This window comes from Streptomyces sp. NPDC001750 (assembly GCF_042892615.1).
Taxonomy (GTDB): domain Bacteria; phylum Actinomycetota; class Actinomycetes; order Streptomycetales; family Streptomycetaceae; genus Streptomyces.
Genome location: NZ_JBIAUE010000005.1, coordinates 17,071 through 41,100 on the forward strand (window position 1 = coordinate 17,071; position 24,030 = coordinate 41,100).

The following is a 24,030-nucleotide window of genomic DNA, read 5'->3' on the forward strand; positions in this document are numbered from 1 at the left end:
CAGTGCTGATGGGTCGCCAATTACCGGACGTGCGGCTGGCGTTGTGCGATTTGTGGCAGGCGTTCGGCGGCATGGCGCTGCTGGCTCGCCACGGTCCCGATGCTCCCTGGCCGCATGCGCCCTGGGCCCGCGAGGCGCATGGGGCGCTGACACCGCGGCTGAGGGCGGTCGTCGAACTGGCCCGGCCCCGCAGGCGTATTCCCTCGTTCCTGACCGGGGGTGTCGCCTCGCGCGGCGGGCGTATCGCCGACGAGCTGGACGGCATGGCGCGCACGCGGCCCGGGCTGGTCCGCGAGGAGCTCGCCCGAGAATATCCCGGGGCGTTCACCGATCCGTTGATCGCCGCGCTGATCCGTGAACCCGAGGCGCAACTCGGGTACTTGGCCGTGGAACTGGCCAACTTCTGGCGAGCCGCGATGGAGCCCCGGGGTACCGGGCTGGCGCGCTCCCTGGAGGAGGAGATCCTCTTCCGGTCGCGCACCCTCGCGATGAGCGGTGGTGCGGCGCTGCTGCACGAACTGGGGCTCCCGGCCGAACGCGCCGACGGCGCGGACCGCCTGACCCTGGTGCCGATGCTGCTGGCCGACGGGACGCGCTGGTGGTCGGCCGTCGGTGGCCGGACCGTGGTCTCCTATGCCGCGCGGGGAGCGGGCATTCTCCGTGCCGAGCCGAAGCGAGGCGGCGCCGCGGAGCCGGCGCGCGCGGACCGGCTGGCCATCCTGCTGGGGCGTGGGCGCGCCTCGGTCGTCCGCGAGCTGGGTACACCCATCACCACATCGGCTCTCGCCGACCAGCTGGGACTCGCCGCGAGCACGGTCTCCCAGCATCTGTCGGCCCTGGTCTCCGCGGGCGTGGTGCGACGCCACCGGGCCGGCAACCGTGTCCTCTACGAGCTCAACCGCGAGGGTGTGGCGCTCACCGAGTGCCTCATGAATCAATGACCCCCCGGAGTGGCGGAGTTGACACCTCGGTGAGATAGTCTCCTCGCCGCCTGATCGCTGCCCGATCGAGGCTGATCGTCGCCTGATCGCGGGGCGAGTGGCGGGAGTGGACTCCCCCGTGAGGGGTGAATTGGCAGGTTCATGCCGCGCAGTGTGGTGTCGGTCCTCGCCCGCGCACCGGCCATGCGACGCAGCGGCATCCCCAACAGGGCGTACAAGCAAGGCGATTCGGTTCACACCGAAAACGTTGTCGCGTTCTTCGTGGTCGACGAAAGTCAGGGCGGGAACCGCTCGACCGGAGCACCGCCGGAGGACCGCAACGCCGTGTGCAAGACACCCGCAACCATCAACTTCCTGAGACCGAGATCGCCGCTGGTGGACCCGACGCCACGCTGACCCGGCCGCCGTCCCGCCGCGGTGGCGCACCGGCCCGAGGCGTCCATGTCCGACGCCGTACGCGCCGTGCGGCAGCGTCGTATCACCGGGCCCTGTGCCATCGGAGCCCGTGTCGTCGGACCGGTGTCGTTGGGCCGGATGGCACCGGGTCCGTTGCCACCGGATCGTTGCCGTCGGGGCGTTGTCATCGGGCCCGCTGCTGCGTGGGCTCCCGCTGTGCGCTCGTGTCGTCGGCCCCGGTCGGCACCGCGACCGCCCGGCACGTGATCCATGGCCTCCCTCGCCCTCTCCGCTCCCTCCTCGTACCGGCGCGCGCCGCCGTGCGGCGCCCTTACGGGAGGCGCCGTGCGAGCGGTCGGCCCCGCCCAGCCACCGAGAACGTCGACCCTTGGAGTGATTGCATGCCGACTCCTGCCCCCTATCTGCACCGTGCCGCTTCGGAACGCCCGTACTTCAGCTCCGACGGCGAGTCGTACCTGGCCCAGACACCACTGAGGGACATCCGGAAGAGGCACGAGCTCCGCGTGCTGTCCGAAGAGGACTTCGCCTTCTGGCAGACCTACGGCTACGTCGTCGTGAAGCAGGCGATCCCCGCCGACGCGGCGAGGCGTCTGCTCGACTTCGCCTGGGACTTCCAGGGCCTCGACCCGGCCCGGCCCGACACCTGGTACGAGGACCGCCCGTTCCGCACGGACCTGGACCGCGAACTGCACGTCTACGGCTTCGTCGAGGCGTACCACCACCAGCTCATCTGGGACAGCCGCCAGGCGCGGCGCGTCTACGACGCGTTCGTCGACGTGTGGGACTGCGAGGAGCTGTGGGTGACCCTGGACCGGCTCAACCTCAATCCGCCCAACATCAAGAACCGTGACCGCGCGCTCATCGCGCCCACGGACAAGGGCTTCGACATCGAACTCCACTGGGATGTGGACACCTCGCTCGGTGTGCTGCCGCAGCGGGTGCAGGGCATCATCGCGCTGAACGACACCCGTCCGGAGGCCGGCGGCTTCCAGTGCTCGCCCGAGCTGTTCCGCCGGTTCGAGCAGTGGAAGGCAACGCAGCCCGCGGACCGGGACCCGATCAGGCCGGACGTCGACCGGGCCGAGTTCCCGGTCGTGCGGCCCGATCTCCAAGCCGGTGACCTGCTGATCTGGAACGGGTTGCTGGCGCACGGCGTGGCTCGCAACACCTCCGGGGGCGAGGTGCGCGCCGTCCAGTACCTCTCCATGATGCCCGCCCTGGAGTCGCACGAGGAACTGCGCCGGTCCCGGACCGGGTCCTGGCGCGAGCTGAGCACACCGGACTGGAACAAGACCCTCGTCGGCGATGTGACGAAGCACGAATCGCTGAGGTACGGCACCGCCGTACTGAACGGGCTCGGCGAGCGGCTGCTGGGGCTCGCGTCCTGGGACGAGCAGGAGACCGTCCGTGCGACCGGGGAGTCGGCATGCGCCGTATCTGCCTGACACTTCCCACCAACAGGGCTTGTGCCGCGACGATTTCGGCCGTGGGAGCCGAGGCCGACCACGCGGCCACCCACTTCGACGTCGAGGTGCATCTGCTGATCCTCGACTCCTCCGACGCCGAGACGTTCGCCGAGCACGCGCGGATCGTCGAGGAGTCGCACCGGGCGCCGAACGTGACGGTGCATCATTTGTCGGAGGCGGAGCAGCGGGACTTCCTGGAGCGGGTGATCAGCCGCTCCGGTGTCGTCGAGCCGGAGCTCGTCCTCGACCTCATGCTGCCGTCCGGTGTCTCCTACGGCGCCTGCACCAACCGCGCGTTCCTCATCGCGGGCGCGCTGGGCTGCGCGTCGGTGCACCGCCGGGACTCGGACGGCGACTACCAGGTCGTGGACGGCCGCCCGGTCTTCCCCGTCCACCACGAACTCGCCTCGCTCGGAAGGACCGCCGCCGACGCGGCGGGCGGCGTGTCGGAGACGGTGCTGGACCCGGAACACCACGGCAAGCCGGTGGTGATGGTGGGCAGCTCCTTCGTCGGTGAACTGTCCGTGGACATCGGTGAGATCGCCCGTCTCGGCAACGACGTCTACCACGACGTGGTGAGCCTGTGGGCTCCTCTCGACTGGCCGGACGAGCGGAAGCGGGCACTGGTCGAGGAGTCGTTCACGGGGGCGGGCAACGACCCGTTCGTACGCGACCACTCGACCCTCACCCATGTCGACCCGATGCGTGTGGACATGTGCAACATCAGCTTCCTGGACGAGGTGTACGAGCGCGTGCCGCTGCCGCCCGCCACCGACACCATCGGCAGCGACTACTTCCTCATGCACCTGGTGTACGACGGCACGCTGCCCGGCGTGCTGCACAACCGCAACATCGTCAACTTCTACACCCCCGAGCGCAGGACCGATGCCGGGTTCATGGCCTACCAGCTGCGGTTCACGAAGTTCTTCCTGTCGATGCTCTACCTCAACCACATCTACGACCGGATGGCCGATGCCGGTGCCGGCCTGCTCGACGACCGGCACCGGGTCAGGCCGGACGCGGTTGCCGCACTGGTCAGGGAGAGCGCCCGGCTGGACCGGGGGGACAACGTACGACGACTGGCGGTCATCGACCGCTCGTACCGCCGACTCGGCGGCAGGTACGAGGAGTTCGCCGACTTCCTGGCGCCGCGCCACGAGCGGCTGCTCGAAGAGGCGCAGGAGGACATGGAGGACTTCGCCCTGCTGATCGAGGCGTGGGGACCACTGGTGCGGGCGAGCGGATCCACCGAATTGCCCCGGCCGCTCCGGAGGGCCCGCCCGGAGCCGACGGCGCCATGCGTCTGAACGCGACGATGCGTGCCGCACTGGCCGCCGCCACCGAGGACCGCATCGTCTTCGATCTCGCGGGAATCGAGGAGCAGTACGAAGCGCTCCTGAGGGAACTCCCGGGTGTCTCCGTACGGTTCGCCATGAAGGCGTGCCCCGTGGACGCGGTCCTCGCTCGTCTGGCGGACAAGGGGTCCGGCTTCGACGCGGCGAGCCCCCGCGAGATCGAGCAGGCTCTCGCGACCGGCGTACCGGCCGACCGGATCCACTACGGCAACACCATCAAGTCGGACCGGAACATCGCCGTCGCGTACCGCCTGGGCATCAGGGACTTCGCGACCGACAGCCTGGAGGACGTGGCGGCGACCGCGGCCCATGCCCCGGGGTCGCGGGTGTTCTGCCGGGTCGCCACCACCGGGGACGGTGCCTTGTGGGGGCTGAGCCGGAAGTTCGGCTGCTCGGGGGCCGACGCCGTGCGGGTCATGGAGTCGGCGCGGTCGGCCGGACTCGTCCCGTCCGGCCTCTCCGTGCACGTCGGCTCGCAGCAGATGACGTCCGAGGCGTGGCAGGACACCTTCGAGCGACTCGCCGACGTGATCGTGGACCTGGACCGGCGGGGCATCGTCCTGGACCACGTCAATCTCGGCGGAGGACTGCCCGCCCTCGGCTATCTCGACAACCGTGGAAGGCCGTTGGTCCCCCCGGTCGACAAGATCTTCGCCGTGATCCGCGACGGCATGCAGCATCTCGCCGCCGTCTCCGCGTCCCCGCCGACGTTCCTCGTCGAACCGGGACGGCATCTGGTCGCCGATCACGGGGCGATCAGGGCACACGTGGCCCGCCTCTCGTCCAGGGAGCAGAACGACGGCGAGCGGGAGCACTGGCTCTATCTCAGCTGCGGGAAGTTCAACGGGCTCTACGAGATGGACCAGTTGCAGTACCGGCTGCTGTTCCCCACGCACGACGGCGAGGACGGTGTACCTGCCGTCGTCGCGGGTCCCACGTGCGACAGCGACGACGCCTATGCCCACGAGCACAACCGTGTCCTCGTGCCCAGGGCCGTCGCCTCGGGCGACCCGGTCTGGATCCTCTCCTGCGGCGCCTACGCCACCGGATACATGACCCAGGGATTCAACGGTTTCGACCCCCTTCCCGCCACCTGGACGGACGGACAGTGAACAGACGGACGGATCACGACGTGCGCGTACGGCACATCTCCGAGAGCGACTGGGACGGCATCACGGCGCTGGAAGCCCACGTGTACGGTGCCCACGGCCTGTCCGAGGGACGCGACGCGCTGCGGTCCAGGGCCCGCGCCTCTCCCGGCACCTGCTTCGTGCTCGACCGCGCGGGGCGGACGGCCGGCTATCTGCTGGCCCTGCCCTACCCGAGGCTCGCGTACCCCGACCTGGACCGGCCGGAGGACGTCGTCTTCCACTCGCGGAACCTGCACCTGCACGACCTCGTCGTCGCCGAGGAGTTCCGCGGCAGGGGTCTGGCCGGGAAGCTGCTGCGCCACTTCACCGCGACGGCCGGTGCGAAGGGGTACGAGGGGATCTCCCTCGTCGCCGTCATGGGCAGCGACATGTTCTGGTCGGCGAACGGATACCGGGCCCATCGCGATGTCGAGCCACCGCCGGGCTATGGGCCGGGCGCCGTGTACATGTCCAGGACGGTGCCGGACCACCGCACCGGGCGACCGAATTCCGCCACCGGGCCATCGCTCGGGGCGCCTCTGGAAGACGAAGTAGGCTGATCCCACATGCTTGGCGTCCGTGATCAATTCCACCGGGCACAACTCGCGATCGCGGCGTTGTTCTGCTTTCTCGGGTTCCAGTACGCGACCTGGGCCTCGCGGCTCCCGGCCATCAAGTCACGTCTCGACCTCTCGGAAGCGGAACTGGGCCTCCTGCTGATGGCCTGCGGCGCGGGCGCGGCGGTGTCGTTCCCCCTGGTGACGGTACTGATGAGGCGTCTGGGGTCCCGGCGCCTCGCGTTCCTGTCGGCGATCTGCCTGAGCCTGCTGCTGCTCGCGCTGGCCGCGGCACCGAACTACCCGGTCGCGCTGGCGGTGATCTGCTGCGACGGTGTCGCCGTGGGTTGTCTGAACGTCGCGATGAACGCGCAGGGCGCGACGCTGGAGGCCACGTACCGGCGGACCGCCATGTCCAGGCTGCACGCGACCTTCAGCGCCGGCTCCCTGTTCGCCGCGCTCCTCGCCTCCGGCGTGAACACGGTGACGACGGAGGTCGCCGTGCACTTCGGTATCGCCTGCGTCCTGCTCCTGCTGCTGGTGGGGCTGACCCGCTCGGGACTCCTCACGGACGACGAGCACGGCGTCGAGGAGAAGGAGGCCCCGAAGAAGAGCCGGCGCAAGCTGACCATGCCGTCCCGGGTGACCATCTGGATGGGCTGCGCGATGGTGTTCGGCACGGTCACCGAAGGCGCCATGAACGACTGGTCCGCCCTCTACATGAAGGACGTCGCCGGTGCGTCGGCACAGCTGGCGCCCATGGGCATCGCGGTCGTCTCGGTGATGATGGTGCTGGCGCGCCTCTTCGCCGACGGCTGGCGCAGCCGCTGGGGCGACGGGCGCATCGTGAAGGCGGGCAGCGCGGTGGCAGGGGTGGGGCTGGCGCTGGCCCTGCTGACCGGCGGCGCAGTCCCGGCACTGATCGGGTTCGCCTGCGTCGGCCTGGGGGTCGCGGCCGTCACGCCGTGCGTGTACGTGGCGGCGGCCGGCCAGGGCACGGAGGCTCTGGCGCTGGTCGCCGCCATGGGGACGACGGGGCTGCTTGCCGGACCGGCGGTGATCGGCTTCATCGCGAGCGCAGGCAGCCTGGTGTGGGGCATGGGCGCCGTCGCCGTCTCGGCGCTGCTCGTGTCGGTGTGCGCGACCCGGATCCGCTGGCCCGGCCTCGCGGAGACCGAACCGACCCCGAGCGGGACCTGACCGGTCCGGCGGGTGCGTGCCCCGACCGGGCGGGCCCGGCCATGGCGTGTACGGTCCGGCCGGGCGGGCCCGGTCCGGTCGGCCCGTCCGAGGAACCGTGCGGGGGCACCGTTCCCGTTCCGGGAGCGGGGTGTCGTCCCGCGCGGGCGCGCGTCAGGAGGCGGAGGCCCGCGAGCCGTCGGGGCGTGTCCGGGCGCGGCCCGGGCACCCTGCACATCGGCGACGGCGCGAGCACACCCGGCGCACCCCGCCCGACCATGCACGGGAACGGGAACGGGGACAGGGCGTGGCGGCCGGCGTCTGGTCGGGAAGTCTCCCGCGCGCACCCGGGCACCACGTGTCACGCGGCACGTGGTGGGTGCGTGGCACGCATCACGTATCAGGCACGATGCGATGAACCTTCGGCCCCGCTGCAACTAGTGTTCGTGCGAGGGGAATGCTGGAACCGGCACCGGCCGGACGGTGCCGTACCGCCGAGGCGGCGCAGCGGATGAATGAGGGGGAGACCGTGATCGAGAGAATCCTGCCGTCGCGGGTGGTCGTGGAGGAAGCGTTCTCGGATCCGCCCCACGCCACCCTCTTCCCCGCCGAGGAGGAGCTGGTCCGCAACAGCGTGGAGGTGCGACGCAGGGAGTTCACGACGGTGCGCCACTGCGCCCGTCGCGCGCTCGGTGCGCTCGGTGTCGCTCCCGCGCCCATACTCAAGGGTGAACGCGGTGCCCCGGTCTGGCCGCGGGCGACCGTCGGGAGCATGACCCACTGCACCGGCTACCGAGCCGCCGCGGTGGCGCACCGGGCGGATGTCCGCACCCTCGGCATAGACGCCGAACCGCACGCGCCCCTGCCCGACGACGTGCACGACAGCATCGCGCTCGCGACGGAGCAGCGGCGCGAGCGCGAACTGCGCGGCCGAAACCCCGGGATCCACTGGGACCGGCTGCTGTTCAGCGCGAAGGAGAGCGTCTACAAAACGTGGTTCCCGCTCACCCATCGCTGGCTGGGCTTCGAGCAGGCCGACATCGTGCTCCGCCCGGACGGCTCCTTCACCGCTGAACTGCTTGTGTCCGCCGAGGAGTTGGTGGCGAGGGCGGATGTCGCGTCAGGAACCGTCCCGGACTCGGTGCCGGATGTCGTACCGGGGGCGTTCTCCGGCACACAACTGCGGCCGTCCGCCGCGCCGCCGTCGGTCCCCAGGGAGCTGCGGGGACGGTGGCTGGTCGCGGACGGCCTGCTGGCGACCGCGATCGTCATCGAGAACGCGCCGGGCACCCCGTAGCGACCCGAAAGCCGGTAGCCGGCCGACACCCGTCGCACCGCCCGCGGCCGGGGACGCGGGCGGCAGCGGGTGCGCGGTCGTCGTCGCACCCTCGTGCCGGGCCCGGGGCACCCGTAGTCTCTGCTCGCATGAGCGACGATCGCACGAACGAAGGACGCAAGCGCGCGCGTGAGGCGGGCATCCCACTGACGGGTGAGCCGGGGCGGTGGAACGCGATCACCGACGTTCCGGGCGTCGAGGTCGGCTACGTCACGCTCGTCGTCGGCGACGACGTACGCACCGGAGTGACGGCGCTCCTGCCACGCGGCCGGGACGGTGTGGGGACCCCTTGCGCGGCGGGCTGGCACTCGTTCAACGGCAACGGCGAGATGACCGGCACGGCCTGGATCGAGGAGAGCGGCTCGCTCGCCGTCCCGGTGCTCATCACCAACACGTACGCGGTGGGCTTGGTGCACCGGGGCGTCGTCGAGTGGGTGCGCGCCAACTGCCGGGGAATGGCCCCCGAGTGGCTGCTGCCAGTGGTGACGGAGACGTGGGACGGCCATCTGAACGACATCCACGGCACGGCGGTGCGGGAACACCACGCGGGAGCCGCGATCGAGGCGGCGGCCTCCGGTCCCGTCGAGGAGGGGTGCGTCGGCGGTGGCACGGGCATGCGCTGCTACGGCTTCAAGGGCGGCTCGGGGACGGCGTCGAGGGTGGTCCGTTACGGCGCCGACCGCTACACCGTGGGCGCGTTCGTGCAGGCGAACTTCGGCGCTCGCCGCGAACTGGTGGTGGCGGGCGTGCCGGTGGGGCGCGAACTGCCCGGCCCGGTCACCGCGCCCGAGCCGGTTCCGGGGACCGGCGAGGAGCGCCCGGTGCCGCCCGGGGCGGGCTCGGTGATCGTGGTGGTGGCGACCGACGCGCCGCTGCTGCCCGGGCAGTGCAAGGCGCTGGCGCGACGGGCGACGCTGGGGCTGGGCCGTACCGGAACCACCGGCAGCCATTTCTCCGGGGATCTCTTCCTGGCCTTCTCCACGGCCAACCCGACCGCGCTGACCAGTACGTTCCCCGAGGACGACAGCAGCGCGCCGTATGAGTCGATGCGCTTCGTGCCGTGGGGGCGGATGGATCCGTTCTACGGAGCGGTGGTCGAATCGGTGGAGGAAGCGGTGCTCAACGCGCTCACCGGTGCGCACTCGATGACCGGACGGGCCGGCCACCACGTGCCGGCGCTTCCGCTGGACGAGGTGACCGGACTGGTGGCGGACCGGACGCGCTGACGCGGCAAGCCGGGCCGGTACCGGCCCGGCGTTCGGGGGAGTTGTCGGGGCGTACGGGCACCCGGTGCGGGGGTCGCTGGTCTCGTACAGGTTCGTCGGCCATACTGCCCGCCGTGGAGCAGCGCATAGATCCGAACACCCAGCCCGGGTACGCAGCGGGGACAGACCCGGCGTACATCCCCGGCCTCACGGCCCCCGTCACCGCCGGAAGGCCGGCACCGGACCGAGGACAGCAGGAGCAGGAACAGGAACAGGCGGAGGAACCGGCGCCCGCCGCGATCGCCGCCGACGAAGCCCCCGCCGAGGCCGAGGCCGAGGCCGAGGCCGAGACCAAGGGCGAGGACGAGGCCGCTGGCGCGGCGGACGACGCGGAGGCAGCGGCCGACGACACGGCGCCGGAATCCGACGGGAAGGAGAAGAAGGGCCAACGGCCCGAGGACGGGCCGGTGTTCGAGGTGAGCGACCGCCGCGGGGCGATCACCGTGAACCACGAGGGCGTCCGGTTCCGGCTGGACGACCAGGAGGCCGACTTCGACTGGGACGAGATCGGGGCGGTCGAGGTGAAGACCCCTCGGTTCGGCCGCCGGTTCACCGTCACGGTCCACCTGGCGACCCGCCGGTGGTTCAACGCCGAGGTCGAGGCGCCCGCCAGGAGCGACCTCAAGCAGTGGGCGGAGCGGCTCGACGCGGCGCTCGACGCCTACTTCGAGGAGTCCTGAGACCGGACCGTGCCATGAGGGGCCGGAACGCACGCCGGCCCCTCACGCCACGGACGTCCGGACGGGGCGGGACGTGAGGGGCGGCTCCGTCGACGGCTTCCCGCGCGCCCGAGTCCGGAACGCCGAAGGCGCGCTCGACGATGTCCACCGGCCGTCAGTCGTCCGTGAGCACGACCGAGCGGGTCAGGTGGCGCGGGCTGTCCGGGTCCAGGCCGCGGGCCGTGGCGCGGGCGATCGCCAGGCGCTGCACGCGCACCAGATCCGCCAGCGGGTCGAGGTCGCTCTCCACCCAGCGGGCACCCGTCGCGAGCAGCTGCTCCGACAGGCCCTCGGGCGCGGTGCCGAACATCCAGGTCGCGGTGGTGTCGGTGGCGATGCTGATGGGACCGTGACGGTACTCCATCGCCGGGTAGGACTCGGTCCAGGAGAGCGACGCCTCCTTCATCTTGAGCGCGGCCTCGTTGGCGAGCCCGACCGTCCAGCCCCGGCCGAGGAACGTGAACTGGGTGCAGTCCAGCAGGCCCTCGGGCAGCGGCTCCGCCAGCGCGGTCTCGGCGTCGCGCACCACGTCGTCGGTGTGCAGGCCCAGGTGGGCACGGAACAGGGTGAGCGCGGTGGTGGCGAACCGGGTCTGCACCACCGACTTCTCGTCCGCGAAGTCCAGGACGACGACGTCGTCGGCGGCGGTCATGACCGGGGTGTCGGGATCGGCGGTGACGGCCACGGTACGGGTGCCGCCGCGGAGGCGGTCGAGCAGGTCCAGGACCTCGGTCGTGGTGCCCGAGCGCGTGAGCGCGACGACGCGGTCGTACTCGCGCCCGAAGGGGAACTCCGAGGCGGCGAAGGCGTCGGACTCGCCCTGCCCGGCCCCCTCGCGGAGCGCGGCGTAGGCCTGGGCCATGTAGAACGAGGTACCGCAGCCGACGATCGCGACGCGCTCACCGGCGACGGGCAGGACGCCCGCCTGGGACCCGGCCAGTTCGGCGGCGCGGCGCCAGCACTCCGGCTGACTGGCTGTCTCGATCTCGACAAAAGACACTTCATGCACTCCGAACTCGTAGAATGATGCTCGTTCATGCACGCTATACGGGTGATACGAGCATTATCAAGCATCCGTTGTGTGGAATGCTTGACCGGGCAGGCCCTTGTGCGACGCTTGCGCGTGTCCGGTGACCGTACCCACGGGGATGGGTGCCCGAAGCCCGGGATCGTGAGGAGAGCGCTCTTGTCCAGGGAAGCCCGGTGGAACGCGCTGCTGGAACTCGTCGGCAAGAACGGCCGGGTGGAGGTCGAGGACGCCGCCGCCACGCTGGACGTCTCGGCCGCGACCATCCGTCGCGACCTGGACCAGCTCGCCGAGCAGCAGCTGCTGACGCGCACCCGCGGCGGCGCGGTCGCGCACGGCGTGGGCTACGAACTGGCCCTGCGGTACAAGACCGGCCGACACGCCCCCGAGAAGCAGGCCATCGGCCGTGCCGTCTCCGAACTTGTGGCGGTGGGCGAGGTGGTGGGGCTGACCGGCGGCACGACGCTGACCGAGGTGGCCCGCTCGCTGGCGGTGCGTTCCGACGTCGTCGGCGACACCGGGGCCGGGCCGGGCGGCCAGCCGGTCCTCACCGTCGTCACCAACGCCCTCAACATCGCCAATGAACTGGTGATCCGGCCGCAGATCAAGATCGTGGTGACCGGTGGCGTGGCCAGGCCGCAGTCGTACGAGCTGACGGGCCCGCTGGCCAGCGGCGTGCTGGGCGAGATCACCCTGGACGTCGCCGTGCTGGGGGTCAACGCGATCGACACCGAGCGCGGCGCCTACGTCCACCACGAGGGCGAGGCCAGCATCAACCGGCTGCTCGCCCAGCAGGCTCAGCGGGTCGTCGTGGCGGCCGACTCCTCGAAGATCGGCAAGCGGGCCTTCGCCCGGGTCTGCGACCTCGGGCAGGTCGACTTCCTCGTCACCGACAAGGGGATCACGCCCGAGGCCGCCGCCCGGTTCGCGGAGGCCGGGGTGACCGTCGTGGCCGTCTGACGTCCGCGGTATCCGCAGTCCCGTCGTCCGTCGTCGGTCGTCCGTCGTCCGTCCGTCGTCCGTCACGTCCGCGCCGTCGCGCCTTTGTGCGGGGCCGGCCGGCCCGCCGTGTCCGTGTCCGAGCCGATTGTCCGAGCGGCGGGTCGCCCCCTTCCCAGGTGGTGGCCCGCCGCTCTCGTGCATCGTGCGAGGCGTCGGGGCGCCGGGCGGCAGTGGAGCGTCGGGCGGCACGCCCATGAGCCCGTATGGAGATTGACGTGTTGGCAGATGCTCGATAGCCCTGAGAAATGAGCAACTCTTGCCATTCGGATGCACCGTCGTGAACTATGGGCCTGTCGCCGCGAAGGGATGCGGTCCGCGCCCCGACCCGTACGGAACTGGCCGTTCCGTAGGGGGCCCGCGCCGCCGGTGAAGACGTCCCCTACGGAACACCCGCACCACCAGCACAGACAGAAGGGACCACCGTGTCAGACCTGCGACTCGGCGTCATCGGGCTCGGCCTGCGCCGCTCCATCGCGACGTCGGCCCACCGCCCCGGACAGGGGTCGGCCATCACCGCCGTCTGCGACCTCGACCCGGAGGTGCGCCGACGCGAGGCCGAGCACTTCGGCACCGATGTCGCCGTCGACGACTACAAGCTGCTCCTCGGGCGCGACGACCTCGACGCGATCATCGTCGCCACCCCGGACGACACCCACGAGACCATCGCCGTCGACGCGCTCCGGGCCGGCAAGGCCGTCTTCGTGGAGAAGCCGCTCGGCATCACGGTCGAGAGCTGCGACACCATCCTGCGCACGGCGTACGAGACCGGCACCCGGCTGTACGTCGGACACAACATGCGTCACATGGGTGTCGTGCGGCTCATGCGTGACGTCATCGCCCGCGGTGACATCGGCGAGCCGAAGGCCGTGTGGGTACGGCACTTCGTCGGCTACGGCGGTGACTACTACTTCAAGGACTGGCACGCCGACCGGACCCGCACCACGGGTCTGCTGCTCCAGAAGGCCGCCCACGACATCGACGTCCTGCACTGGCTGGCGGGCGGCTACACCCGCCGCGTCAACGCCCTCGGCGACCTCCTCGTCTACGGCGACCTGCCGCGCCGCGAGCCGGACACAGCGCGCCCGGCGAACTGGCTGCGCGAGTTCGACTGGCCGCCGACGGCCCGCAAGGACCTGCACCACGTCGTGGACGTCGAGGACGTCTCGGTGATGAACATGCAGCTCGACAACGGCGTCGTGGCCGCGTACCAGCAGTGCCACTTCACCCCCGACTACTGGCGGAACTACACGGTCATCGGAACGGAGGGGCGCCTGGAGAACTTCGGCGACGGTCCGGGCGACGAGGTCAGGGTGTGGAACTCCGGACCCACCGGATACCGCCGTGACGCCGACATCACCTACCGGGTGCCGGACGCCGGTGGCTCGCACGGCGGTGGCGACACCCGGATCATGGCGGAGTTCTGTCGCTTCGTGCGCGACGGCGGCGTCACCGACACCTCGCCGGTCGCCGCCCGGATGAGCGTGGCCGCCGGTGTGCTCGCGACGCGCTCCCTGCGCGAGGGTGGTGTGCCGTACGAGGTGCCGGCCCTCGATCCGGAGCTGGTCGCGTACTTCGAGCGCGGCCAGGTCCGCTGAGGCGCTCAGGGGCCTGATCGAGCCGGCCGGGCCGACCGGGCCGGAGGGTGCCGCGCCCCTCCGGCCCGCCCCTCCGGCCCTCCGATGAGGGTGTCGACCACATCGCCGCGCCCTTCACGGAAGGAGTCGCAGCGTCACTTTTTGGCCATGCTCGGTGGGTAATCGGCGTCGGCGGGTTTGACGACCGCCCGGAAACGCTTCGCTGTGATGCGTGAGGGATCCGCGGGAGTTGATGGTATTCACCCGGTAAGTCCCGTGCCGGAATTCGATGTGTCGGTCTCTCAGGGTCACCGGACCGCCACCATGAGAGTTCGGTGTGATCGATTTCACGCCAATGGGGCACATTGATGGCCGACTTCGAACGCGTGGCCGGATCGCGGTCGGCATAATCGCGTCCATGTCGATCACGGGTGGAGACGTCGTTGATCTGGGGCGGGGCCTGTACGCATGGCTCCCGCCGAAACGGGGCTGGGGGCTGGCGAACTGCGGCCTGCTCGTCTCATCCCGCGGCGCGCTCTGGATCGACACCCCGTACGACAGGACGCTGGCCGGCCGGTTCCTGGCCGAGTCGACCGCGCTCCTGCCCCGCGGCGTCTCCATCGACCGGGTGATCGTCACCCACGCGAACGGTGACCACTTCTGGGGCGCGGGTGTGCTCCCGGACGCGGAGATCATCGCGACCCGCGAGGCCCGCGAGCACATCCATTACGAACCCACGCCGCAGCAACAGCACGCGCTCGTCACCGGCGGCGACCGGAAGTCCCCACTCGGGGACTACCTCGCGCGCCACTTCGGCCCGTTCGACTGGTCGCGGACCGAGCCCGTGCACCCGACGACGTACTTCACCGGCGAGCTCGAACTGACCCTGGGGGAGTACCCGGTCCGGCTCACCGCCCTGCCCTCCGCGCACACCACCGGCGACCTGATGGTCCATCTGCCCGAGCAGAAGGCCGTGTTCAGCGGGGACGTCATCTTCTCCTCCACCGCGGCCCGGCCCGGTGACCACGCGGTGCACTGGGCGGGCCCGCTCGGCAATGTGATCGCGGCCTGCGAACAGGTCCTCGCCACGGGCGCCGAGACCATCGTGCCGGGGCACGGACCGGTGCTCGACCGCGCCGGGGTGCGCGAGCACATCGTGTACCTGGAGTACGTGCGCGAGCGCGCCCACGCCTTCCACACCGCGGGCGTCCCCGCCCTGGAGGCGGCCCGCCGGGTCATCGGCGAGGGCCGCTATCCGGAACTCGGGCTCCCCGAACGGCTGGTGGTGACCATCGGCAGCGAATACCGGCAGCTCGACGGCTCCGAACTGCCCGGAGTGCTCCAGGTGATGACCGATGTCGCCGTCGTCGCCAGGGAAGTGGAGCAGTCCCGCGAGCCGGTGGGCACGGCCGAGCAGTGAGCAGAGTCTCCGCGGCCGTTTCCGCCGGACACCGGTCCGGGCAGCCGGAGGCCCGGACCGGCCGAAGACCCACGTGGCCGACGACCGGTCCGACGACAGGGATGTGGTGACGGCATGGGATGGATCGTGGCGTTGATCGCCGCCTGCGTGGCCGTGGCGGCAGGCGTCCGCACACGGGACGTGACGCGTTCGGAGCACCTGGCGCTGGCCCGCGCCGAGATGGCCGAACGACAGGCGAAGGCCGCCGAGGCCCGTACCGCCGCCCTCACCGACGAGATCCGGCAGCTGGCCCGCCGTCGCATACCCGCCGCCGCGCTCGCCCTCTCCCACCCCACCGCACCGGTCCCCGGGCTGAGGGAACCGGCCGAGATCGACGGAGAGGCCGCCCGGCTGCTCACCGAGGCCGTCCAGGCCACCCGCGCGGCGGTCGTCGAGGAGCGCGGACGGGTCGACGCCGCCGCTCGCGCGGCGATGCGCGGCACCTCCGCGAAGATCCAGTCCCTCCTCAACCAGTCGCAGCAACTGCTCCACGAGCTCCAGCACGAATACGACGACCCGCGGATCCTGCAGCTCGACTTCCGCAACGAACTGGCATTGCGGCGCACCCAGGCCACCGCCGTGCTGTGCGACGCCTGGCCGGGGCTCGCCCGTCAGAACTCGCCGCTGGTCGAGATCGTGCTCGGCGCCCAGTCCCGCGTCGCGGGCTACGAACGGATCAAGGTCGCCAACCATCTGCGCGACGAACGGCTCGCGCTGGTCGCCCGCGCCGCCGAACCCCTCGCCATCGCGCTCGCCGAACTGCTGGCCAACGCCACGGCGTACTCGCATCCCGACACCGACGTGCAGGTGACCGTCCAGCAGAGCGGGGGACGCGGGGCCTTCCTGGTCGTCGACGACGGCGGCATCGGCATGGACGACGACCAGCTGGAACGGGCCCGCGGGCTGCTGGCCGGCCGGTCCGAGGTGCTCCTGACCGAGCTGGGCGACCCGCCCAGGACCGGCTTCGCCGTCGTCGGACGGCTCGTGGCGCAGTACGGCTTCGACTGCCACATCGAGGCGTCGCCGTTCGGCGGCATGCGGACGATGCTGCGCGTCCCCGCCCACCTGCTGACCGTGCTGGAGGACGACCGCAGCCTGTCCGCGCTCGCCCCGGCACCGATCCGGTCCCACGGCCCGGCGGGTGCCGCGGCACCTTCCGGTTCCGCGCAGGGCCCCACGGCGTCCTCCGGTTCCGCGGTGTCCTCCGGAGGATCCGGGACCTGGCACACACCCGCCGCCGCGGCCACGGCTTCGTCCACCACTTCCGCCTCCGCCGAGCCCTCCGTCCCCGACCCCGCCTCCGGGCAGGCGTCCGCCTCCGCCGGGCAGCCCGCCGGGCTCCCCACCCGCCGCCGACGCTCCCCGAGACCGGCCACGGACCTCGCGGCCACGGCGGCCAACCGGGACCACGAAAGCGTGCCCCGTACACCGGAGCAGGCGGGGGCTTCCTGGGCGGCACTCCAACAAGGCACCCTCAACGGCAGGAGCTCGACCGGACGGGCGGCCGCCGCACCGGCACCGGACGGTCGTGCGCGCCACCGCCCCGACGACGAGCACAGCCACCACGACCACGAGCACCACCACGACGGCCAGGACGACCAAGGAGACGAGACGTGAGCGCCCCCACCCCCACCACCGGTGACCTCGCCTGGGTGCTGACCCCCCTGCTGGAACTCCCCGGGGTCCAGCACGCCGTGGTCGCCACCGGTGACGGCCTCGTCGAGGGCGCGTCGCCCGGCCTCGACCAGGCCTCGGGCGAGCGGGTCGCCGCCATGACCGCCACGCTGCACGCCGCGGCCCGCGCGTTCACCACCGCTTTCACCGACGTCCAGTCGCCGCACCTGGCGCAGACGGTCGTCGAGTCCGACCAGGGCTTCGCCATCGTCGTACCGGCCGGGAACAACACCACGCTCGCGCTGTTCGCGGAGCCCGGGGCCAAGCTCGGCGACATCGCGTACCAGATGCAGGTTCAGGTCAGCGCCCTGATCCGGGCGATGAACGCGCCCGCCCGCCGACCGGACACCGCCGACCGGCCATGACCGCCGGCCGAGGACGCCGCCTGATCCCCGCCTACCTGGTCACCGGCGGCCGGTCCCGGCCCGCCGGGCCCGCACTCGACCGGCTCGCCGTACTCGTACGCACCGACACGGCACTGCCCCCGGACACCGGTTCCGAGCAGCGCAGACTGTGCGAACTGCTGGAACCGGGCGCGCTCACCGTCGTCGAGTGCGCCGCCCACCTGGATCTGCCGGTCAGCGCAACCGTCTTCCTGGCCACGGACCTCGCGGCCGCCGGACATCTGCACACCCGACCGCCCATCCCCAGCGCAGGGGAGATCGACCGGTCGCTCGTCGAGAGGCTGCTCGTTGGACTCCGCTCCCTCCACTGACCGCGCGGGCGTCGGCTATCTGCCGTCCGCCGCCCGGACCCTGATGAAGATCGTCGTCACGGGTCCGTTCGGCGTGGGCAAGACCACGCTGATCCGTACGCTCTCGGAGATCGCCACGCTCCACACCGAAGAGGCGATGACCCAGTCCAGCACCCGGTTCGACGACACCGCGGGCCTGCCGGACAAGACCACGACCACCGTGGCCGTCGACTTCGGCCGGCTCACCGTCCTCGACGACCTGGTGCTCTACCTGTTCGGCACCCCGGGCCAGCAACGGTTCTTCCCGCTCTGGGAGGACATCGCGCGCGGCGCGCTCGGCGCACTCGTCCTGGTCGACACCCGCAGGCTCGCCGACTCCTTCGCGGTCATGGACATGGTCGAGGAGCAGGGGCTGCCGTACGCCGTGGCCGTCAATCGCTTCCCCGACGCCCCCGCCCACAGCGACGAGGTCCTCCGCAAGCACCTCGACCTCGCCCCCGAGACCCCGCTGGTGCAGTGCGACGCACGCGAACGCCGCGGCAGCATCGACGCGCTGATCGCACTGGCCGAGCACGTGCTGACCCGACTGCCCCGCCCCGAGGACGCGTCATGACACCGTTCGTACAGCCTCCGCAGCCCCTCGCGCTGTACGGCCCGGACTTCGCCGCCGACCCGCAGGGGCACTACCGGCGGTTGCGGGAGCACGGCCCGCTCGCCCCCGTCCGGCTCGCCCCCGGCATCGACGCGCTCCTGGTCATCGACTACCAGGCCGCCGTCGACCTGCTGCGCGACACCCACACCTTCACCAAGGACCCGCGCGCCTGGCAGGCCACCGTCCCCGAGGACTCGCCGGTCCTGCCGATGCTCGGATACCGGCCCACCGCGCTGTTCAGCGACGGCCAGGTGCACGCCCGCTACCGCGAGGCCATCAACGACGGCCTCGCCCTGATCGAGCCGCACGTTCTGCGGGCCGAGGTCGCCGGGGTCGCCCGCCGCCTGATCGGCGAGTTCTCCGCCACCGGCAGCGGCGACCTGATCGCCCAGTACGCCCGACGGCTCCCGCTGCACGTCTTCGTCACCTGGTTCGGCGTGGCTCCCGGCGATGCCGAGCGCGTCGTCGACGGCATCGCCGGGATGTTCAACTCCGCCGAGAACGCCGCCACCGCGTACGCCGACCTCGTACGCGTCGTCACCGATCTGGTCGCCGCCCGGCGTGCCCGGCCGCGCCGCGACCTGACCTCGTACCTCCTCGCCCATCCGGCGGGCCTGGACAACGACGAGACGGTGCGTCAGATCACCCTGCTGATGAGTGCCGGTCACGATCCGACGACGAATCTGATCGGCAACGCGCTGCTGCACATGCTCACCGACGCCCGCTACGCGGGTTCGCTGCACGGCGGCGCGATGACGGCGCACGAGGCGATCGACGAAGTTCTCTGGCAGGATCCGCCGCTGGCCAATCTCTCGGCCCACTACCCGCGCCACGACACGGAGTTCCACGGCGTCCGGCTGCGCGCCGGACAACTGGTCCTGGTCTCCTACGCGGCGGCCAACACCCAGTCCGGGCCCGGCTTCTCGGCCCCGGGAACCCGCTCCGGATCCAGCGCCCACCTGGCCTGGTCGGCCGGTCCGCACCGGTGTCCGGCCAAGCAGCCGGCGCTGCTCATCGCGATGACCGCGATCGAGCAACTCACCAGTCAGCTCTGCGATGTGGAATTGAGCATTCCGATCGATGGTCTGAAGTGGCGGCCGGGACCCTTCCACCGTGCCCTGGTGAGGCTTCCGGTACGTTTCACTCCTGTCGAGATGAACGCGGCCATGGAGCCGACGGACGCGGCCACGGCGCCGGACGACGCAGCCGACATCGCGCACGACCTCGCACGGGGCGTCGCGCACGACCTCACGCGAGGTGTCGCGCACGACCTCACGCGGGAAGGCCCGCCGGCGGCGTCGATCGGTCCGTGAACCGTGTCGGTAGTACGCCGAACGGGTGAGGGGCGAGAGAATTGCCCGATGAACAGCGGGCGCAGCGGGCGCCACGCCGACCGAAGTACAGACGGGGTGGTCCGGTGAGCAGGTATGACAGGTACGACGTCACGGACGAGCAGTGGGAGGGGCTTGCCCAGGTCGTGCCTCTGCGCAGCCGCAACGAGTGGCCGTCGAGGGTCGATCACCGCACGGTCCCGGACGAGATCCCGGAGGCCGAACAACGGCGCCTCGTCGTGATCCGGGTCCAGGTCTTCGCGGACGCGCGCGAGGTCGCGGAATACCTGGTCGCGCAGGTTCCGGTGCTGCTCGACCTGACCAGCGCCGAGACGGACGTGGCCAAGCGCATCCTGGACTTCACCAGCGGGGTCGTCTTCGGGCTGGGCAGCGGGATGCACCGGGTCGACCGGAACGTCTTCCTGCTGTCACCGGTCGGCATGGAGGTCGAGGGGGCCGCGGCGGCGGGCCTCCCGGGTTCGTAGCGGGGCCGGCCCCCCGGGTTCGTGGTGGGCGGGCGGCAGCGGTGCGCGGGCGCCGGTCGACCGGGTGTGCGACGGCCGCGTGGCGGGTGGGGTGTGGTTGTGCCGGGGCGGGTCGGTCGGTTCGGGGTGGGGCGTCGGGTGTGCAGGGGTGGTTCGGGTCGGGGTGGCTCCGGTGGGGGGAAGATCCCTCGATCGAGGGAATAGCGGCTGTGCAGGATTGCCGCGGCAGACGTAGCCCGATCGTAGGAAGGTCCGTCTGGCGGAACGATTCTGCTCTGCGTGGTCTGCATACGGTCCGCCCATGACTGCACTCCGCCCGGGTGTCACCACCCCGCCGCCCGTTCCCGGTACGTCGGGGCCCGGTGCCGTCGCCATCGCGGGGGTGCCCGGCGGTGAGGGTGTCCGCGTCCGTACCGGCCCGGTCGTGCGGCCCGTCGCGGACGCCGGGACCGTCGTGCGGGCCGTCACGGGTGCGCCGGGTTCCACCACCGAGTCCCTCCGCCCCGCCGGAACCCGCCGGTCCGACAGCTCCGTCCGGACCGCCGGGCCGGTGGTGACCGAACTGCGCCTTTCCGCGTTCGCCGTGCACCGGGGCGCCACCTTCCCCATCGGCCCGGTCACGCTCTTCACCGGCCCCGGAGGCAGCGGCAAGTCGAGCGTCCTGCGGGCGTACGAGGCACTGGCCCGGCTGGCCGGCGGGGATGCGCTCGGCGCGGTGTTCCCGGATCCGGCGGGCTGTGTACCGGAGAGTGCCGCGGCCGATGACCAGGGGCGGCGGGGGTTCCGGATCGGCTGCACGACGGACGGCCCGGCGGGGCCGGTGCGGCTCGATGTCGCCGTCCAGGCGGAACCCACCCTCCGCATCGTCGGAGAACGCCTCACCGGCGGCGGTGAGACGCTGCTCACCACCGCGTTGCGCGATCCGGGTCGCTCGATGGTCCAGGCGGCCTGGCACACGGCGGGCGCGGTCCCGGTCACCCGGGCACCGCTGCCCGACGACCGGCTGGGAACGGCCCTGCTGCCCCTGCGGGTGGCGGGCAGGACCGAGGGGCAGTTACAGGTCCTGGCCGCCGCGGAACAGACGATCGTGGCCCTCCGGTCCGTCTTCTCCTGCGAACCGCGGCCGTCGCGGATGCGCGCCCCGGTCCCGGCGGGCGACGACCGGCTGCGCCGGGGCTGCGACAATCTCGCGGCGGTGCTGGAGCGCACGCACACGCGGTGCGTCCGCCGCCATGCCCGCCTGGTCGCGGCGGCTCGCGTCGGCTGCGCGCGGCCGGTCACCACGCTGGGCGTCGAACGGTCGGCGGACGGGCTGGTGCGCGCCACGCTCGGCCGCGACGGCGGGGTCACCACACCGCTCGGACGGCTCGGCGACAGCGAGCTGAGGTACCTCGCGCACGCGCTGGTACTGCTCATCGGCCCCGGGGCGCTGGCGGTTGATGCCGTCGGGGAGGTGCCGTCGGCCATGCAGACACTGACCGTGCTGGCCGACGGATTCGACCGCGACCTGGACGGACGGCAGTTGCGCGGACTGCTGGATCTCGCGGTGTCGGTCGGCGCGACCGGGCATATCGGGCTGGTGGGCACGGTCACGGAACGGGGTGCGGCCGGGGCCAGGGAGACGGCCGGGGTGACGGTGGTAGACCTGTAACGGTGACAGAACTTGATGTACCGGCCCTGCAGCGACGACTTGCCGCGTTCGCGGCCGCGCGTGACTGGGAGCAGTACCACACCCCGAAGAACCTGGCGATCGCCCTGAGCGTCGAGGCGTCCGAACTGGTGGAGATCTTCCAGTGGCTGACGCCGGAGGAGTCGGCGCGGGTGATGGAGAGCTCCGGCTCGGCGCACCGGGTGAAGGACGAGATCGCGGACGTCCTCGCGTATCTGCTGCAGTTGTGCGAGGTGCTGGGGGTCGACGTGCTGGCGGCACTGTCGGAGAAGATCGACCGGAATGAGATCAGATTTCCGGTTCCGGAGCGCCCCGAGGCCACGGAATCCCAGGATCGTCACTCTTCGGAGTGATCAACTTATCCACAGTTGAATTCGTGTCCACAGATTTCCGAATTCCCCTGGCTATTCGGTGACGGTGCCCTCACTGTGGGTAATGGATGAGTTGAGCGGCTTTTCGTACGGACGGGGGTAACACATGGAAGCGGAGCGGCTTGTAGGAGTCGGTCGGCGTGCGCTGGCGCAGAGCCGGGGCACGCCGGACATCATCGCCGAGGCATGGCAGGCCCAGGCGCTCGCCCAGGCGATCGGCAGCCGGCTGGCTGCGGAAGGTCCGAAGGACTTACGGGGCGAGGCGCGCGGACTGAGCGAGATCGGTGGCAGGAGCGGGGGACCACTGGACCATCCGGCGGCTCGGGCGCAGGTGGCCAGGGCCGCCCAGTTGTCCGAACTGGCCGATCCCCGGGCGACGTTGACGGGATTGGGCGCGCTGCTCGGGGAGGTGGGGATGGCCCTCGTCGGGGTGGCGTGCGAGACCGACGAGCAGGCGCTCTACTGGCAGTGCATGGAGGCGATCGACGCGGCCGACGAGTCGATGGACCGGGTGCACGGAATGCTGCGACGCCTCGACGAGCACGAGCGTGAACGACAACAGGATCTGGAGCGCGGCCGGGAGCGGGACGGCCCGTACGGGGTGGTGGGCGGACCGGCCGCATCGGTGAAGGGCCGGCCGTGAGCGACCCGCTCGTCGACGTCCACGACCGGCGCCCCGAGGTGCAGGATGGATGCATGGATCTTCGAATCTTCACCGAGCCCCAGCAAGGGGCGAGCTACGACACCCTGCTCGCCGTGGCCAAGGCGGCCGAGGACCTCGGCTTTGACGCCTTCTACCGCTCCGACCACTACCTCCGCATGGAACCGGGTGACGGGCTGCCCGGGCCGACCGACGCGTGGATCACCCTGGCCGGGCTGGCGCGCGAGACCAGGCGGATCCGCCTCGGCACGCTCATGACGGCCGGGACCTTCCGGCTTCCCGGTGTGCTCGCCGTCCAGGTCGCGCAGGTCGACCAGATGTCGGGCGGGCGTGTCGAGCTCGGACTCGGCGCGGGCTGGTTCGAGGAGGAGCACAGGGCCTATGGCATTCCGTTTCCCAAGGAGAAGTTCGGCAGGCTGGAGGAGCAACTGGAGATCGTCACCGGACTGTGGGCGACCGAGATCGGCCAGACGTTCAGCTTCGACGGCACCTACTACCAACTGACCGACTCGCCCGCGTTGCCCAAGCCCGCGCAGGCCAAGGTGCCCATTCTGGTCGGCGGCCACGGCGCGAGGCGTACGCCGAGGCTGGCCGCTCGGTACGCGGACGAGTTCAACATCCCCTTCGCGTCGTTGGAGGACAGCGAGAGGCAGTTCGGCCGGGTCGGGGAAGCGGCCCGAGCGGCCGGCCGCGAACCCGGCGATCTGGTGTATTCCAACGCCCTGGTCGTCTGCGTCGGCAAGAACGACGCGGAAGTGGCGCGCCGTGCCTCCGCCATCGGCCGCGAGGTGGCGGAGCTGAAGGCGAACGGGCTCGCGGGCTCGCCCGCCGAGGTGGTCGACAAGATCGGCCGGTACGCGGCGATCGGGTCGTCCCGCATCTACCTCCAGGTCCTGGACCTGGAGGACCTGGAGCACCTGGAGCTGATCTCGTCCCGGATCCAGCCCCAGCTCGGATGAGACGGTCTCCGGCTCGTACCACCCCGCCGGAGAGCGGCCCCGGCGCTGACGCGGGGGAGACGGCTCGGGCCCGGCGGGCCGGCCGGGCGCCGTCGAGGCCGCTGGTG

The 24,030-nt window shown here is 71.4% G+C and carries 24 protein-coding genes; 23 read left to right on the plus strand and 1 reads right to left on the minus strand.

Annotated elements, in window-relative coordinates; translation table 11 throughout:
* The first annotated feature begins 29 nt into the window (after positions 1 to 29).
* The 10 genes from ACFYY6_RS10395 to ACFYY6_RS10440 all read left to right on the plus strand — a co-directional run bounded on the left by ACFYY6_RS10395 (position 30) and on the right by ACFYY6_RS10440 (position 10,326).
* A complete protein-coding gene (locus ACFYY6_RS10395; RefSeq protein WP_389192604.1) occupies positions 30 to 941 on the plus strand; it encodes an ArsR/SmtB family transcription factor in 912 nt (303 codons plus the stop codon).
* A 141-nt stretch (positions 942 to 1,082) separates the two neighbouring features.
* On the plus strand, positions 1,083 to 1,337 hold the full coding sequence (locus ACFYY6_RS10400; RefSeq protein ID WP_351518710.1) for a hypothetical protein: 255 nt from the start codon (positions 1,083 to 1,085) through the stop codon (positions 1,335 to 1,337).
* A gap of 401 nt (positions 1,338 to 1,738) precedes the next feature.
* Complete coding sequence (locus ACFYY6_RS10405; RefSeq protein WP_351518708.1) at positions 1,739 to 2,803, plus strand: phytanoyl-CoA dioxygenase family protein; 1,065 nt, start codon at positions 1,739 to 1,741, stop codon at positions 2,801 to 2,803.
* A complete protein-coding gene (locus ACFYY6_RS10410) occupies positions 2,785 to 4,131 on the plus strand; it encodes a DUF6271 family protein (RefSeq protein WP_389192607.1) in 1,347 nt (448 codons plus the stop codon). The genes ACFYY6_RS10405 and ACFYY6_RS10410 overlap by 19 nt, the downstream gene beginning before the upstream one ends.
* A complete protein-coding gene (locus ACFYY6_RS10415; protein ID WP_388651112.1) occupies positions 4,122 to 5,291 on the plus strand; it encodes a type III PLP-dependent enzyme in 1,170 nt (389 codons plus the stop codon). The genes ACFYY6_RS10410 and ACFYY6_RS10415 overlap by 10 nt, the downstream gene beginning before the upstream one ends.
* Before the next feature lie 20 nt (positions 5,292 to 5,311).
* A complete protein-coding gene (locus ACFYY6_RS10420) occupies positions 5,312 to 5,869 on the plus strand; it encodes a GNAT family N-acetyltransferase (RefSeq protein ID WP_351623807.1) in 558 nt (185 codons plus the stop codon).
* Between the two features lie 6 nt (positions 5,870 to 5,875).
* A complete protein-coding gene (locus tag ACFYY6_RS10425; RefSeq protein ID WP_389192610.1) occupies positions 5,876 to 7,066 on the plus strand; it encodes an MFS transporter in 1,191 nt (396 codons plus the stop codon).
* A gap of 508 nt (positions 7,067 to 7,574) precedes the next feature.
* Positions 7,575 to 8,342: a 4'-phosphopantetheinyl transferase gene (locus tag ACFYY6_RS10430; RefSeq protein WP_389192613.1), complete on the plus strand. Its 768-nt coding sequence runs from the start codon at positions 7,575 to 7,577 to the stop codon at positions 8,340 to 8,342.
* A 128-nt stretch (positions 8,343 to 8,470) separates the two neighbouring features.
* A complete protein-coding gene (locus tag ACFYY6_RS10435; RefSeq protein WP_389192616.1) occupies positions 8,471 to 9,607 on the plus strand; it encodes a P1 family peptidase in 1,137 nt (378 codons plus the stop codon).
* A gap of 113 nt (positions 9,608 to 9,720) precedes the next feature.
* Positions 9,721 to 10,326, plus strand: a complete 606-nt coding sequence (locus tag ACFYY6_RS10440; protein WP_389192620.1) for a hypothetical protein — start codon at positions 9,721 to 9,723, stop codon at positions 10,324 to 10,326.
* Between the two features lie 154 nt (positions 10,327 to 10,480).
* Here the strand turns inward: ACFYY6_RS10440 and ACFYY6_RS10445 are convergent, their stop codons facing one another.
* Positions 10,481 to 11,365 (minus strand): sugar isomerase, encoded by an 885-nt coding sequence (locus ACFYY6_RS10445; protein ID WP_351518698.1) that lies wholly within the window; start codon positions 11,363 to 11,365, stop codon positions 10,481 to 10,483.
* A gap of 186 nt (positions 11,366 to 11,551) precedes the next feature.
* On the opposite strand from ACFYY6_RS10445, the gene ACFYY6_RS10450 reads away from it, so the two are divergent.
* The 13 genes from ACFYY6_RS10450 to ACFYY6_RS10510 all read left to right on the plus strand — a co-directional run bounded on the left by ACFYY6_RS10450 (position 11,552) and on the right by ACFYY6_RS10510 (position 23,923).
* A complete protein-coding gene (locus ACFYY6_RS10450) occupies positions 11,552 to 12,352 on the plus strand; it encodes a DeoR/GlpR family DNA-binding transcription regulator (protein WP_351518697.1) in 801 nt (266 codons plus the stop codon).
* 464 nt (positions 12,353 to 12,816) lie between these two features.
* Positions 12,817 to 13,989, plus strand: coding sequence for a Gfo/Idh/MocA family oxidoreductase (locus tag ACFYY6_RS10455; RefSeq protein ID WP_351518695.1), 1,173 nt, complete (start codon positions 12,817 to 12,819; stop codon positions 13,987 to 13,989).
* A gap of 397 nt (positions 13,990 to 14,386) precedes the next feature.
* A complete protein-coding gene (locus ACFYY6_RS10460; protein ID WP_351623797.1) occupies positions 14,387 to 15,388 on the plus strand; it encodes an MBL fold metallo-hydrolase in 1,002 nt (333 codons plus the stop codon).
* Between the two features lie 114 nt (positions 15,389 to 15,502).
* On the plus strand, positions 15,503 to 17,044 hold the full coding sequence (locus tag ACFYY6_RS10465; RefSeq protein WP_351518693.1) for an ATP-binding protein: 1,542 nt from the start codon (positions 15,503 to 15,505) through the stop codon (positions 17,042 to 17,044).
* The gene (locus tag ACFYY6_RS10470) at positions 17,041 to 17,466 is read left to right on the plus strand and encodes a roadblock/LC7 domain-containing protein (protein WP_351518691.1); all 426 of its coding nucleotides are present in this window, start codon (positions 17,041 to 17,043) and stop codon (positions 17,464 to 17,466) included. Before ACFYY6_RS10465 ends, ACFYY6_RS10470 begins: the two co-directional genes overlap by 4 nt.
* Complete coding sequence (locus ACFYY6_RS10475; protein ID WP_073785027.1) at positions 17,463 to 17,816, plus strand: DUF742 domain-containing protein; 354 nt, start codon at positions 17,463 to 17,465, stop codon at positions 17,814 to 17,816. Before ACFYY6_RS10470 ends, ACFYY6_RS10475 begins: the two co-directional genes overlap by 4 nt.
* Positions 17,794 to 18,408 carry an ATP/GTP-binding protein gene (locus ACFYY6_RS10480; RefSeq protein WP_351518690.1) on the plus strand — a complete coding sequence of 205 codons (615 nt, stop codon included), beginning with the start codon at positions 17,794 to 17,796 and terminating at the stop codon, positions 18,406 to 18,408. Before ACFYY6_RS10475 ends, ACFYY6_RS10480 begins: the two co-directional genes overlap by 23 nt.
* Positions 18,405 to 19,760 carry a cytochrome P450 gene (locus tag ACFYY6_RS10485; RefSeq protein ID WP_351623790.1) on the plus strand — a complete coding sequence of 452 codons (1,356 nt, stop codon included), beginning with the start codon at positions 18,405 to 18,407 and terminating at the stop codon, positions 19,758 to 19,760. The genes ACFYY6_RS10480 and ACFYY6_RS10485 overlap by 4 nt, the downstream gene beginning before the upstream one ends.
* Positions 19,761 to 19,864: 104 nt before the next feature.
* The gene (locus ACFYY6_RS10490) at positions 19,865 to 20,263 is read left to right on the plus strand and encodes a cell division protein SepF (protein ID WP_073785031.1); all 399 of its coding nucleotides are present in this window, start codon (positions 19,865 to 19,867) and stop codon (positions 20,261 to 20,263) included.
* Between the two features lie 301 nt (positions 20,264 to 20,564).
* Complete coding sequence (locus ACFYY6_RS10495; protein ID WP_389192624.1) at positions 20,565 to 21,914, plus strand: ATP-binding protein; 1,350 nt, start codon at positions 20,565 to 20,567, stop codon at positions 21,912 to 21,914.
* 2 nt (positions 21,915 to 21,916) lie between these two features.
* Positions 21,917 to 22,285 (plus strand): nucleotide pyrophosphohydrolase, encoded by a 369-nt coding sequence (locus ACFYY6_RS10500; RefSeq protein ID WP_351518687.1) that lies wholly within the window; start codon positions 21,917 to 21,919, stop codon positions 22,283 to 22,285.
* Positions 22,286 to 22,409: 124 nt separating this feature from the next.
* Entirely contained in the window at positions 22,410 to 22,946 is a 537-nt protein-coding gene (locus tag ACFYY6_RS10505; protein ID WP_351518686.1) for a DUF6099 family protein, read from the plus strand.
* 53 nt (positions 22,947 to 22,999) lie between these two features.
* A complete protein-coding gene (locus ACFYY6_RS10510) occupies positions 23,000 to 23,923 on the plus strand; it encodes an LLM class F420-dependent oxidoreductase (RefSeq protein WP_389192627.1) in 924 nt (307 codons plus the stop codon).
* Positions 23,924 to 24,030: the final 107 nt, after the last annotated feature.